This window comes from Isoptericola sp. NPDC056134 (genome assembly GCF_042264825.1).
GTDB classification, from domain to species: Bacteria; Actinomycetota; Actinomycetes; order Actinomycetales; family Cellulomonadaceae; genus Isoptericola; species Isoptericola nanjingensis.
In genome coordinates this window covers 250,839-263,609 of sequence record NZ_JBHJVM010000003.1, presented here as the reverse complement: position 1 = coordinate 263,609, position 12,771 = coordinate 250,839, and the positions used below count along the sequence as shown (strand labels likewise).

Sequence of the window (12,771 nt, the reverse complement as noted above, 5' to 3'; positions counted from 1 at the left end):
ATGACGGACCTGACCCGCCTCAGCGCTGCGGAGCTCGCCGAGACCCTCACGCGCCGGGAGGCCTCCAGCGTCGAGGCCACGCGCGCCCACCTGGACCGCATCGCGGCCGTCGACGGCGACGTGCACGCGTTCCTGCACGTGAGCGAGGACGACGCGCTGGGCACGGCCGCCGACGTCGACGCGCGCCGCGCCGCCGGCGAGGAGCTGCACCCGCTGGCCGGCGTGCCGATCGCCGTCAAGGACGTCGTCGTGACGAAGGGCCTGCCGTCCACGGCGGGCTCGAAGATCCTCGAGGGCTGGATCCCGCCGTACGACGCGACCCTCGTCGAGAAGCTCCGCGCCGCGGGCCTGCCGATCCTCGGCAAGACGAACATGGACGAGTTCGCGATGGGCTCCTCCACCGAGCACTCCGCGTTCGGCAACACCCACAACCCGTGGGACCTCGACCGCATCCCCGGCGGCTCGGGCGGCGGCTCCGCCGCGGCCGTCGCCGCCTTCGAGGCGCCGCTCGCGATCGGCACGGACACCGGCGGCTCGATCCGCCAGCCGGGCGCCGTCACCGGCACCGTCGGCGTGAAGCCCACCTACGGCGGCGTCTCGCGCTACGGCCTCATCGCGATGGCCTCCTCGCTGGACCAGGCCGGCCCCGTGACGCGCACCGTGCTCGACTCGGCGCTGCTGCACGAGCTCATCGGCGGCCACGACCCGCGCGACTCGACGTCGATCCCCGAGCCGCTCCCGCCGCTGGTCGAGGCCGCGCGCCAGGGCGCGCTGGGCGACCTGTCGGGCCTCAAGGTCGGCGTCGTCACGCAGCTGCAGGGCGAGGGCTACCAGCCCGGCGTGCTCGCGCGGTTCCACGAGTCGCTCGAGCTGCTGACCAAGGCCGGGGCCGAGGTCGTCGAGGTCTCCTGCCCGAGCTTCGACTACGCGCTCGCCGCGTACTACCTGATCATGCCGGCGGAGGCGTCGAGCAACCTCGCGAAGTTCGACGGCATGCGCTTCGGCCTGCGCGTCGAGCCGACCGACGGCCCGGTGACGGCCGAGCGCGTCATGGCCGCGACCCGCGGCGCCGGCTTCGGCGACGAGGTCAAGCGCCGCGTCGTTCTCGGCACCTACGCCCTGTCGGCCGGGTACTACGACGCCTACTACGGCAGCGCGCAGAAGGTCCGCACGCTCATCCAGCGCGACTTCGCCGCCGCGTTCGCGCAGGCGGACGTGCTGGTCTCGCCCACGGCGCCCACCACGGCGTTCAAGCTGGGGGAGAAGCTGGACGACCCGCTCGCGATGTACCTCAACGACGTCGCGACCATCCCGGCCAACCTCGCCGGCGTGCCGGGCATCTCGGTGCCCAACGGCCTGTCCGACGACGGCCTGCCCGTCGGGTTCCAGATCCTCGCGCCGGCGAAGGCGGACGACCGCCTCTACCGCGTCGGTGCCGCGCTCGAGTCGGCCCTCGAGTCCACGTGGGGCGCCCCGCTGCTGTCCCGTGCCCCCGAGCTCTCGCCTCCCGGGTCTCCTCGCCTCGCTGCGGGGACCCGCGAGGACTCCGAGACGCTGGGCTGAGAACAGGAGAACACCACTGTGACCACCACGACCCCTGCTCTCGTCGCCTACGACGACGCCGTGCGCCGCTACGACCCGGTGATCGGCATCGAGGTGCACGTCGAGCTCGGCACCCGCACCAAGATGTTCTGCCCGGCCGAGCAGTCGTTCGGCGCCGAGCCGAACACGCAGACCACGCCGGTGTCGCTCGGGCTGCCGGGCGCGCTGCCCGTCGTCAACGGCACCGCCGTCGAGTACGCGATCCGCATCGGCCTGGCGCTCAACTGCCAGATCGCGGAGAGCTGCCGGTTCGCCCGGAAGAACTACTTCTACCCGGACGTGCCGAAGAACTTCCAGACGTCGCAGTACGACGAGCCGATCGCCTTCGAGGGCTGGCTCGACGTCGAGCTCGACGACGGCACGGTGCACCGCGTCGAGATCGAGCGCGCGCACATGGAGGAGGACGCCGGCAAGAACACGCACGTCGGCGGCTCCGCCGGCCGCATCCACGGCGCCGAGTACTCGCTGGTCGACTACAACCGCGCCGGCGTGCCGCTGGTGGAGATCGTCACCAAGCCGATCACCGGCGCGGGGGACCGGGCGCCCGAGGTGGCCCGCGCGTACGTGCAGGCCCTGCGCGACATCTTCCGCGTGCTCGACGTGTCCGAGGCGCGCATGGAGCGCGGCAACGTCCGCGCCGACGTCAACCTGTCGCTGCGCGCGACGCCCGAGTCGCCGCTCGGCACGCGCACGGAGACGAAGAACGTCAACTCGTTCCGCTCCGTGGAGCGCGCGGTGCGGTACGAGATCTCGCGCCAGGCCGCGCTCCTCGACGCGGGCGAGACCGTGATCCAGGAGACGCGCCACTTCCACGAGGAGGACGGCTCGACGTCGCCCGGCCGCGTGAAGTCGGACGCCGAGGACTACCGGTACTTCCCGGAGCCCGACCTCGTGCCCGTCGCGCCGTCGCGCGAGTGGGTCGAGGAGATCCGCGCGACGCTGCCCGAGCTGCCGCAGGCCCGGCGCCGCCGCCTGCACGACGAGTGGGGCTTCGCGGACGCCGAGATGCGCGACGTCGTCAACGCCGGCGCGCTCGACCTCATCGAGGCGACCGTCGCCGCCGGCGCCACGCCGGCCGCCGCGCGCAAGTGGTGGATGGGCGAGCTGGCACGCCGCGCCAAGCAGGACGAGGTCGAGCTCGCGGATCTCGCGATCACGCCCGCGCAGATCGGCGAGCTCCAGCGGCTCGTCGACTCCGGCCGCATCAACGACAAGATCGCCCGGCAGGTGCTCGACGGCGTGCTCGCCGGCGAGGGCGACCCGGAGGCGGTCGTCGTGGCCCGCGGCCTGGAGGTCGTCTCCGACGACGGGCCGCTCCTCGAGGCCATCGACGCGGCGCTCGCGGCGCAGCCCGACATCGTGGAGAAGGTCCGCGGCGGCAACCAGGGCCCGGTCGGCGCCATCATCGGCTCGGTCATGAAGGCCACCCGGGGCCAGGCGGACGCCAAGCGCGTGCGCGAGCTGGTGCTGGAGAGGATCGGCTGATGCGGTCGCCCGTCCTGCACGGGGAGCTCGTGCGCCTGCGCCCGGTCGAGGCGCGGGACGCCGAGCGGCTGTGGGCGTCGTTGCGCGACCCGGAGGGCGGGCGCCTCACGGGCATGGGCACGAACGCCGCGTCGTCCCGGGCCGAGGTGGACGCCTGGGCCGCGAGCGCGGCCGACCTGCCCGGCCGGTACGACTGGGCGATCACGTCGGCCGCCGTGCGGGACGGGGAGCTCGTCAGCGACGACCTGCTGGGCGAGATCTCCCTCGACCGGGTGGACCTCGAGCTGCGGTCGGCGAACCTGCGCCTGCGGATGATGCCGGACTACCGGGGCCGCGGGTACGGGCGCGAGGCGATCGGGGAGGTGCTCCGCTTCGCCTTCGACGGCGGCGCCGGCCCGGGGCTCCACCGCGTGAGCCTCGCGGTGATCAGCATCAACCCGCGGGCGCGGGCGCTGTACGACTCGCTCGGCTTCCGGGAGGAAGGGCGCCTGCGCGACGCCTTCCGCGACGGGCAGGGCTGGGCGGACGCCGTCGTCATGAGCATCCTCGAGGACGAGTTCCGCGCCGGGGCCGGCACGGACTGAGGCACGGCGAACGGCCACCCGACGACGGCCTTGGGCCGCGGCGGCGCGTAGGTGCGCACCTTCGAGGTGGACAGCCCGAGACGCACGAGGCCTTCGGCGACCGCCACCGCCGCGCGCACGCCGTCGACGACGGGCACGCCGGTGGCCGCCGCGACGCGCTCCTCGAGCTCCGCCATCCCGCCGCACCCGAGGCAGATCACCTCGGCCCGGTCCACCTCGACGGCGCGGCGGGCCTCCGCGACGATCGTGGCGACGGCCCGCTCGGGGTCGGCCTCGAGCTCCAGCACGCCGAGCCCGCTCGCGCGCACCGAGGCGCACCGCGCGTCGAGCCCCGCCAGGCGCAGCCGGTCCTCGATCAGCGGGACCGCGCGGTCGAGCGTCGTGACGACGGAGTACCGGTGCCCCAGGTACATCGCGGTCGACGCCGCCGCCTCGGTGATGTCGACGACCGGCACGTCGAGCAGCTCCTGCAGCCCCTCGCGCCCGTGCTCCCCGTACCCGGCCTGCACGACGGCGTCGAACGGCTCCGGGTAGGAGGTCACGGCGTCCATCACCGCGAGGGCGGCGAGATAGCTCTCGAAGTTGCCCTCGCAGGAGTCCGGGCCGAACCGCGGGGTGATCCCCACGATCTCGGTGCCGAGGGAGGCGACGGACCGCGCCGAGGCGGCGATCGCGTCCGTCATGGACGACGTGGTGTTGACGTTGGCGACGAGGATGCGCACGGGGTCTCCGGGTGGGGCTAGTGGGTGCTCGGCACGGCGAGGTGCTCGCCGTCCGCGTCGTGGAAGGTCTGCCGCCGGTCGGCGACGAGGAGGTACAGGACGGCCCCCAGACCCGCGCCGAGGAACCACGAGAACTCCGAGACGACGGCGAACGCGGGGACGAAGGCGAGAAACAGGGCCACGAGTGCGGTCGGCACCAGCGCGAGCACGGCCCGGCGGTTGAACCCGCGGGCGTAGTGGTAGCTGCCGTCGGGGTCCTCGCGGTACAGGTCGGGCACGTGCACACGGGCCCGGCGCAGCAGCCAGTAGTCGGCCATGATGATGCCGAACAGCGGGCCGAGCAGGGCGCCGAGGCCGCCGAGGAAGTACGTGATCACGGCGGGGGAGCCGTACAGGTTCCACGGCAGGATGACGAGGCCGAGCGCGCCGGACAGCAGGCCCGCGCGGCGGAAGTTCAGCCTCCGCGGGAAGAGGTTGGTCAGCGCGTAGATCGGCGCGACGAAGTTGGCCATGAGGTTCACCGCGACGGTGAGGACGAGCAGGGCGAGGCAGGCGAGGACGAGCAGCGGGGTGCTGGGGATCGCCCGCACCACGTCGGACGGGGACTCGATGATCGTGCCGTCGATGGCGAACTGGGCACCCGAGAGAACCACGACGATCGCGCCGAAGACGGCCATGTTGAGCGGGATGCCGAGGAAGTTGCCCCGCACGATGGACCGGCGCGAGACGGCGCCGCGCGTGAAGTCGCAGAAGTTCAGCACGAACGTGCCGTAGATGGCGACCCACATCGCCGCCCCTCCCACGACGGCGAGCCACATGTCCGCGCCGTGCTTGGTGTCCGGGGTGCTCCAGGCGATCGTGCCGTCGGCCTGGAGGAACATCCAGACGGCGAGGGCCGCCATCGTCACCAGGATGACGGGCCCGGCGAACGCCTCGTACCGGCGGATCATCTCCATCCCGTAGCTGACGATGAGCAGCTGCACGCCCCACAGGGCGAGGAAGGTGATCCAGCCCAGCGTCGACAGGCCGAGGACGGAGTTCCGGTCGAGGCCGGCGGCGGCGGGCACCAGCGCGACGACCAGGATCCGCAGCACCACGGAGGCGAGGAACGTCTGGATGCCGAACCAGGCGACCGCGACGGAGCCGCGGACGAGGGCGGGGATCTGGGCGCCGCGGATGCCGAACGCGATGCGGCTCATGACCGGGAACGGCACGCCGGTCTTCTCGCCCATGAAGCCCGACAGGGTGAGGAGGCCGAAGAGGAGGGCGCCGCCCAGCACGAGGGCGAGGAGGATCTGCCAGCCGCCGAGCCCGAGGGCGAAGAGCCCGATGGCGAAGGCGTAGTTCCCGAGGGAGTGCACGTCGTTGGCCCACAGCGTGAAGATCGAGTACGTCCGCCAGGTGCGGCCGGCGCGCTGCGTCGGGGCGAGGTCGTGGTTGTAGAGGCGGGGGCTGAGGCCGAGCGGCGGCGTCGTCGCCGTGGCGCGGGGGGAGGTCGCGACCGTCGTCGGTGCGGCCAGGGCCTGCGGCGTCGCTGCCGCGGCCCGGTCGAGGGTGCTCATGGAGTTCGTCCTCCAGGTGCCGTACGGGCGGATTTCGTCGAGCGAAAGCGCGCTTCCGTAGCACGTTGGTATACCAATTTGGGTGGAGCAGACCCGCTTGTCAAGCCCGTCGCGCGCGGCGACGGGTCGTCGGTCGCGGCGGGCGCGGGCAGGATGAGGCTGCCTCTTGACCGCCGGGAGGCGTCCGCACTAATCTCACATAGCAGAAACTGAATTCCGTCTCACGAAAGACAGGTGTTCAGTCGTCCATCACCACAAGGAGCGTGCCGATGACGCAGCCAGGTCCCCAGACCACCCGCTACTACACCCCGCAGGGCGGGCTGCCCGGGCAGGAAGAGCTGCTCACCGACCGGGCGATCGTCACGGAGGCGTACACCGTCATCCCGCGCGGCGTGCTGCGCGACATCGTCACCTCCAACCTGCCCGGCTGGGACAAGACCCGCCTGTGGGTGCTCGCGCGCCCCGTCGAGGGCTTCGCGACCACGTTCGCGCAGTACGTCGTCGAGGTCTCCCCGGGCGGCGGCACCGACCGTGGCGAGATCGAGGACACCGTCCAGTCGGTCGTCTTCGTCACCGAGGGCACGCTGACCCTCACGGTCGGCGGAGAGGAGCACACCCTCGAGCCCGGCGGCTACGCCTACCTCGCCGCCGGCGACCAGTGGTCGCTGCACAACCGCTCCGACGCCAAGGCCGCGTTCCAGTGGGTCCGCAAGGTCTACGAGCGCATCGACGGCTACGCGGCGAAGACCTTCGTCACCCGCGAGCAGGACATCGAGCCGCGCCCCATGCCGGACACCGACGGCGCCTGGGCCACGACGCGCTTCGTCGACCCCGACGACCTGGCGCACGACATGCACGTCAACATCGTGACGTTCCAGCCCGGCGGCTCCATCCCGTTCGCGGAGACCCACATCATGGAGCACGGCCTGTACGTGCTGGAGGGCAAGGCCGTCTACCGCCTCAACGGAGACTGGGTCGAGGTGCAGGAGGGCGACTTCATGTGGCTCCGCGCCTTCTGCCCGCAGGCCTGCTACGCCGGCGGCCCGAAGCCGTTCCGCTACCTGCTCTACAAGGACGTCAACCGGCAGGTGAAGCTCGACCGGCGCTGACCCGCCCGGTCCCGCTCAGCGGCGCGCGCGCTCGAAGTCGTCGAGCGCGACGCGCCGCTCGTGCGCGTGGTCGACGATCGGCGCGGGGTAGCCCTCCGGCGACGGGTCGAGGCGCCAGGGCTCCTGCACGCGCTTGCCCTCGACACCGCGCAGCTCGGGCACCCAGCGGCGCACGTAGTCGCCGTCCGGGTCGAACTTCTTGCCCTGCGTCACCGGGTTGAACACCCGGAAGTAGGGGGCGGCGTCGTGGCCGGTGCCGGCCACCCACTGCCAGTTGAGCTGGTTCTGCGCGACGTCGCCGTCGACCAGGTGCGCCATGAAGTGCGCGGCGCCCCGTTGCCAGCGCACGTGCAGGTCCTTGACGAGGAACGACGCCACCACCATCCGCACCCGGTTGTGCATCCATCCGGTGGCGAGCAGCTGGCGCATGCCGGCGTCGACGAGCGGGAACCCGGTGCGACCGGCGGCCCAGGCGTCGAACGCGTCCCGCTCCGCCGCTCCGGTCGCCCAGGCGTCGTCGGGCACGACGGCGCGCAGCGACCGGAGCCGGGCGTCCGGCCGGTGGTGCAGGACGTCGGCGTGGAACTCCCGCCACGCCAGCTCCGAGCGGTACGTGGCGACCGCCTCGGCCGGGAGGCCGGCGGCCTCCGCGGCCGCCAGGTCGGCCAGCATCGTCCGCGGGTGGATCTCGCCCCAGCGCAGGTGCGCCGACATCTCCGAGGTTCCCGCCAGGTCGGGGCGGTCGCGGCCCTCGGCGTAACCGGCCAGGCCCTCGCGGACGAACTCGTGCCAGCGACGCCGGGCCGCCGCCTCGCCCGCCCTCGGCAGGCGTGCGTCGCACGGTGGGGCCGCGGGGACGCCGTCGGACGGCAGCCGGGCCCACGGGACCTCGCGCGGCCGCGGCGCCGGGGCCCGCCAGCCGTGGGCGAGCCAGGCTCCGCGGAACGGGGTGAAGACCTGGTAGGGCGAGCCCTGCCCGGTGCGCAGCCGCCCGGGGGAGACGGCGTACGCCGAGCCCGTCCTGGTCAGGACGGCGCCCGCGTCGGCCAGGTTCTCCTCGACCGCGCTGTCGCGCCGGCGGCCGTACGGCTCGTGCCCGGCCGCGACGTGCACGCCGCGCGCGCCCACCGACCGCGCGACCTGGGGGACGACCTCGCGCGGGTCTCCGCGCCGCACCACGAGCCGGCCGTCGCACGCGTCGTCGAGCTTCGCCAGGGAGTCCGCCAGGTAGGCGAGGCGCGCCGCGCCGGCCCGCCGCCACAGCGCGTCGTCGAGCACGTAGAGGCCGACGACGTCCCCGCCCGCGTCGCGCGCCTCCTCGACCGCGGCGAGCAGCGCCGGGTTGTCGTGCAGCCGCAGGTCTCGCCGGAACCACATCACGCTCGCCGCCATGCCGTCACCGTACGTGGCTCCGGTGTTCCCGGTCGCCGTCGACTTCCGCCGGTGCGACAGTTTTTTCATGACCGATCAGGCAGCGGCGCCGTCGCACCCGGAGCACGAGGGCGACCGCGCGTTCTTCGGGCACCCGCGCGGCCTCATGACGCTGGCCGGCACGGAGCTGTGGGAGCGGTTCAGCTACTACGGGATGCGCGCCATCCTGCTGTACTACCTGACCGACACGGTGGCCAACGGCGGCCTCGGGATGGACGCCACCACCGGCGCGGCGTTCGTGTCGATCTACGGCACGTCGGTCTACCTGCTGTCGGTGGTCGGGGGCTGGCTCGCCGACCGGATGATCGGGGCGCGGCGCGCCGTGCTGTACGGCGGGATCGTCATCGCGGCCGGGCACGTGTCGCTCACGCTGCCCACCTACGGCTTCTCGATGCTGGGGATCGGCCTGGTCGCGTTCGGCACCGGCCTGCTCAAGCCGAACGTGTCGTCGATGGTGGGCGAGCTGTACTCGCGCGACGACGAGCGCCGGGACCCCGCCTTCTCGATCTTCTACATGGGGATCAACATCGGGTCGTTCTTCTCCCCGCTGATCGTGGGCGTCGTGGAGCAGGCGTGGGGCTACCACGCGGGCTTCGCGGTGGCCGCGATCGGGATGGCGTTCGCGCTCGTGTTCTTCGTCGGCGGCTACCGCTACCTCGGCGCCGCCGGGACGGACGTGCCGAACCCGATCACGCCCGAGGACCGCCCCGCCGTCGTGCGGCTGGGGCTCTACTTGGTCGGCGCCATCGTGGTGGCGGCCGCTCTGGCCGCCGTCGTCGCCGGGGGCTGGGCCGTCGAGACGTTCATCGACGCCGTGTCGTACCTCGCGCTCGTGACGCCGGTCGTGCTGCTCGTCGTGATGTACCGGTCGAAGCGCGTGACGGCGGCCGAGCGGCCGCGCGTCGTGGCGTACGTGCCGCTCTTCGTCGCGGCGATGCTGTTCTGGATGATCTTCGAGCAGGCGGCGACGACGCTCGCGGCCTTCGCCGCCGACCGGACCCAGCTGCAGCTGTTGGGCATCGACCTGTCGCCGGCGTTCTTCCAGTCGGTCAACCCGGCGTCGATCATCATCCTGGCGCCCGTGTTCGCGTGGATCTGGACGAAGACGGGGGACCGGCCGCCCACGGCGTACAAGTTCGTCATCGGCCTGACGCTCGCGGCCCTGTCGTTCCTGTTCCTGGCGGGGATGTCGGAGGTGTTCGCGGACGAGCTCGCGCCGCCGTGGGTGCTCATCGTGGTCTACGTGATCCAGACGCTCGGCGAGCTCTGCCTGTCGCCGGTGGGGATCGCGGCGACGACGCTGCTGGCGCCGCGCGCCTTCCGCGGCCAGGCGATGGCGCTGTGGTTCCTGTCGTCGGCCGCCGGCCAGGCGATCACGGCGCAGACGATCGAGGCGACCGAGGGGGCCTCCGACACCGCGTACTTCGGCGGGATCGGCCTCGTGGCGCTCGTGTTCGCGGGGATCCTGCTGCTGCTCGCCCCGTGGGTGACGCGGCACATCCGCCACGCCGACGAGCTGGAGCACACCCACAGCGCCGGCGCGGCCTGACCGTGCCGGCGCCGTGGGGTGCCGGGCGCGTCAGCGCAGCCAGCTCGCGCTGCCGGGGACCGGCGACGCCGCCCAGGCGCGGCCGAGGCCCCAGGTGTCGCCGGCGCGGGTCAGCGCGAGGGCGGCCAGCAGCGCCGTGAAGACGAGGTGCTGGTCGACCAGCGGGTTCTGCGAGCCCGCGGCGAAGGGCCAGGTCGACAGCCACAGCGTGAGCATGAGCAGCCCGCCCGCCACGGCGGCCGCGCGCAGCCCGATGCCGAGCAGGAGCGCGAGCCCCGTCCCGAGCATCCCGAGCATGAACAGCCAGTCGACGACGGGGCCGCTGAGCGCGGCGAACCCGCCGGCCAGCGGGCTCTCGATCGAGCTCAGGTAGCCCTCCGTCGGCGAGCTGCCCGCCACCCAGGCCCGCTCGTCCGGCGTGGCGTACCCGAGGCCGAAGGTCTTGTCGGCCACCGGCCAGAGGAAGACCACGGCCAGGAGGATGCGACACAGCGCGAGGGCGCGCCGGGCGCCGGGCCGGGTGACGACGTGCTCGGCGTCCTCCCCGCTCCGTGCGCGGTCGGTGACGGTCGTGCCGGTCGTGCTGCCTGCGGCGGTCGCGGTCATGAGTGAGCTCCCTGATCGTGGTGCGCTGCGTGGGGATGGTTCGTCCGGTTTGAACGGATAACGGTTGAACCGTGGACAACATGCACACGTCGCCCGGGGCACCGCAACCGATCCGTGACTTTCGGAACGTTTCACCCGACAAACCGACCAGTGGGCGGACGGATGCCCGCGATGCGGGACGGCGGGCGTAGCGTGCCCGTGCGCGCCGTCCGCGACGCGCCGCAGAACTCGTCGAAGGAGCTGACATGAGCCGTCCCCTGCGCTCTCGGACGTCCACCCACGGCCGCAACATGTCCGGTGCCCGCGCGCTCTGGCGCGCGACCGGCATGGGCTCGGAGGACTTCGGCAAGCCGATCGTCGCGATCGCGAACTCGTACACGCAGTTCGTGCCCGGCCACGTCCACCTCAAGGACATGGGCGACCTCGTCGCTTCGGCGATCCGCGAGGCGGGCGGCGTCTCCAAGGAGTTCAACACCATCGCGGTGGACGACGGCATCGCGATGGGCCACGCCGGGATGCTCTACTCGCTGCCGAGCCGCGACCTCATCGCCGACTCGGTCGAGTACATGGTCAACGCGCACTGCGCCGACGCCCTCGTGTGCATCTCCAACTGCGACAAGATCACGCCGGGCATGCTCAACGCGGCGCTGCGCCTCAACATCCCGGTGATCTTCGTGTCGGGCGGGCCGATGGAGGCCGGCAAGGCGGTCGTCGCCGACGGCGTCGCGAGGACGCCCCTGAACCTCATCAACGCGATCAACTACTCGGCCGACGACAACGTGTCCGACGCCGCGCTCGCCCAGGTCGAGGAGAACGCCTGCCCGACCTGCGGCTCCTGCTCCGGCATGTTCACCGCCAACTCGATGAACTGCCTCACGGAGGCGCTCGGGCTGTCGCTCCCGGGCAACGGCTCCACGCTGGCCACGCACGCCGCCCGCAAGGAGCTCTTCCTCGAGGCCGGCCGCACCATCGTCGACCTCGCGAAGCGCTACTACGAGGACGAGGACGACTCGGCCGCCCCGCGCTCGATCGCCACGAAGGCCGCGTTCTCGAACGCCATGGCGCTCGACGTCGCGATGGGCGGCTCCACCAACACGGTGCTGCACATCCTGGCCGCGGCCCAGGAGGGCGAGGTCGACTTCGACCTCACGGACATCGAGGCGATCAGCCGCCGCGTGCCGTGCCTGAGCAAGGTCGCGCCGAACCACCCGGACTTCCACATGGAGGACGTGCACCGCGCCGGCGGCATCCCCGCGCTGCTCGGTGAGCTGGACCGTGCGGGGCTGCTCGACCACGACGTCACGTCCGTGCACACGCCCACGCTGCGCGCGTGGCTGGACGACTGGGACGTGCGGGGCGGCAAGGCGACCGAGCGGGCGCAGGAGCTCTTCCACGCCGCCCCCGGCGGGGTCCGCACCACCCAGGCCTTCTCGACGTCCAACGTCTGGGAGAGCCTCGACACCGACGCCGCGAACGGCTGCATCCGCGACCTCGAGCACGCGTACACCGTGGAGGGCGGCCTGGCCGTGCTGCGCGGCAACCTCGCCGAGGACGGCGCGGTCTTCAAGACCGCGGGCGTCGACCCCGACGTCTTCCACTTCGTGGGGAAGGCCCTCGTCTGCGAGTCGCAGGACGACGCCGTCGAGAAGATCCTCACCAAGCAGGTCCAGCCGGGCCACGTCGTCGTGGTGCGCTACGAGGGGCCGTCCGGCGGCCCGGGCATGCAGGAGATGCTCTACCCGACGTCGTTCATCAAGGGCCGCGGCCTGGGCAAGGTCTGCGCCCTCATCACCGACGGCCGGTTCTCCGGCGGGTCGAGCGGCATCTCGGTGGGGCACGTCTCGCCCGAGGCCGCGGCGGGCGGCACGATCGGCCTGATCGAGGACGGCGACGAGATCGAGATCGACGTCGACACCCGCCTCATCCGGGTCAACGTGCCCGACGAGGTGCTCGCCGAGCGCCGGGCCAAGATGGAGGCGCGGGAGAACCCGTGGCAGCCGCTGAACCGCGACCGCTACGTCTCCCCGGCGCTGCAGGCGTACGCCGCGATGGCGACGTCGGCCGACCGCGGCGCCGTGCGCGACGTGTCGCTCATCGCGCGTCGCTGACGGGCGTCACGTT

General features: G+C 72.6%; 9 protein-coding genes and 1 pseudogene. 6 read left to right on the top strand and 4 right to left on the bottom strand.

What is annotated here, in order from left to right; all coding sequences use genetic code 11:
• The 3 genes from gatA to ACFCZN_RS05120 are packed head-to-tail and all read left to right on the top strand — an operon-like array spanning position 1 to position 3,671.
• Positions 1–1,563 (top strand): Asp-tRNA(Asn)/Glu-tRNA(Gln) amidotransferase subunit GatA, encoded by a 1,563-nt coding sequence (gene gatA, locus ACFCZN_RS05130; protein WP_430556048.1) that lies wholly within the window; start codon positions 1–3, stop codon positions 1,561–1,563.
• Between the two features lie 18 nt (positions 1,564–1,581).
• Positions 1,582–3,087: an Asp-tRNA(Asn)/Glu-tRNA(Gln) amidotransferase subunit GatB gene (gene gatB / locus ACFCZN_RS05125; protein ID WP_430556047.1), complete on the top strand. Its 1,506-nt coding sequence runs from the start codon at positions 1,582–1,584 to the stop codon at positions 3,085–3,087.
• Positions 3,087–3,671, top strand: a complete 585-nt coding sequence (locus tag ACFCZN_RS05120) for a GNAT family N-acetyltransferase (protein ID WP_429763818.1) — start codon at positions 3,087–3,089, stop codon at positions 3,669–3,671. The genes gatB and ACFCZN_RS05120 overlap by 1 nt, the downstream gene beginning before the upstream one ends.
• Here ACFCZN_RS05120 and ACFCZN_RS05115 read toward each other — a convergent pair.
• Positions 3,656–4,393 (bottom strand): annotated as a pseudogene (locus tag ACFCZN_RS05115) (aspartate/glutamate racemase family protein); the annotation flags it as partial. The gene ACFCZN_RS05120 and the pseudogene ACFCZN_RS05115 overlap by 16 nt on opposite strands.
• A gap of 17 nt (positions 4,394–4,410) precedes the next feature.
• On the bottom strand, positions 4,411–5,955 hold the full coding sequence (locus tag ACFCZN_RS05110) for an NCS1 family nucleobase:cation symporter-1 (RefSeq protein WP_430556046.1): 1,545 nt from the start codon (positions 5,953–5,955) through the stop codon (positions 4,411–4,413).
• A 269-nt stretch (positions 5,956–6,224) separates the two neighbouring features.
• Here ACFCZN_RS05110 and ACFCZN_RS05105 point away from each other — a divergent pair, with 269 nt between their 5' ends.
• On the top strand, positions 6,225–7,064 hold the full coding sequence (locus tag ACFCZN_RS05105; protein WP_429763820.1) for a bifunctional allantoicase/(S)-ureidoglycine aminohydrolase: 840 nt from the start codon (positions 6,225–6,227) through the stop codon (positions 7,062–7,064).
• Between the two features lie 15 nt (positions 7,065–7,079).
• Here ACFCZN_RS05105 and ACFCZN_RS05100 read toward each other — a convergent pair whose 3' ends face one another.
• Positions 7,080–8,456, bottom strand: a complete 1,377-nt coding sequence (locus ACFCZN_RS05100) for a cryptochrome/photolyase family protein (protein WP_430556045.1) — start codon at positions 8,454–8,456, stop codon at positions 7,080–7,082.
• A 67-nt stretch (positions 8,457–8,523) separates the two neighbouring features.
• Between ACFCZN_RS05100 and ACFCZN_RS05095 the strand changes: the two genes are divergently transcribed.
• The gene (locus ACFCZN_RS05095; RefSeq protein WP_430556044.1) at positions 8,524–10,044 is read left to right on the top strand and encodes a peptide MFS transporter; all 1,521 of its coding nucleotides are present in this window, start codon (positions 8,524–8,526) and stop codon (positions 10,042–10,044) included.
• Positions 10,045–10,074: 30 nt separating this feature from the next.
• On the opposite strand, the gene ACFCZN_RS05090 is transcribed toward ACFCZN_RS05095, so the two are convergent.
• Entirely contained in the window at positions 10,075–10,650 is a 576-nt protein-coding gene (locus ACFCZN_RS05090) for a DoxX family protein (RefSeq protein WP_429763823.1), read from the bottom strand.
• A 245-nt stretch (positions 10,651–10,895) separates the two neighbouring features.
• Here ACFCZN_RS05090 and ilvD point away from each other — a divergent pair, with 245 nt between their 5' ends.
• Positions 10,896–12,758, top strand: a complete 1,863-nt coding sequence (gene ilvD / locus ACFCZN_RS05085; protein WP_429763824.1) for a dihydroxy-acid dehydratase — start codon at positions 10,896–10,898, stop codon at positions 12,756–12,758.
• Positions 12,759–12,771: the final 13 nt, after the last annotated feature.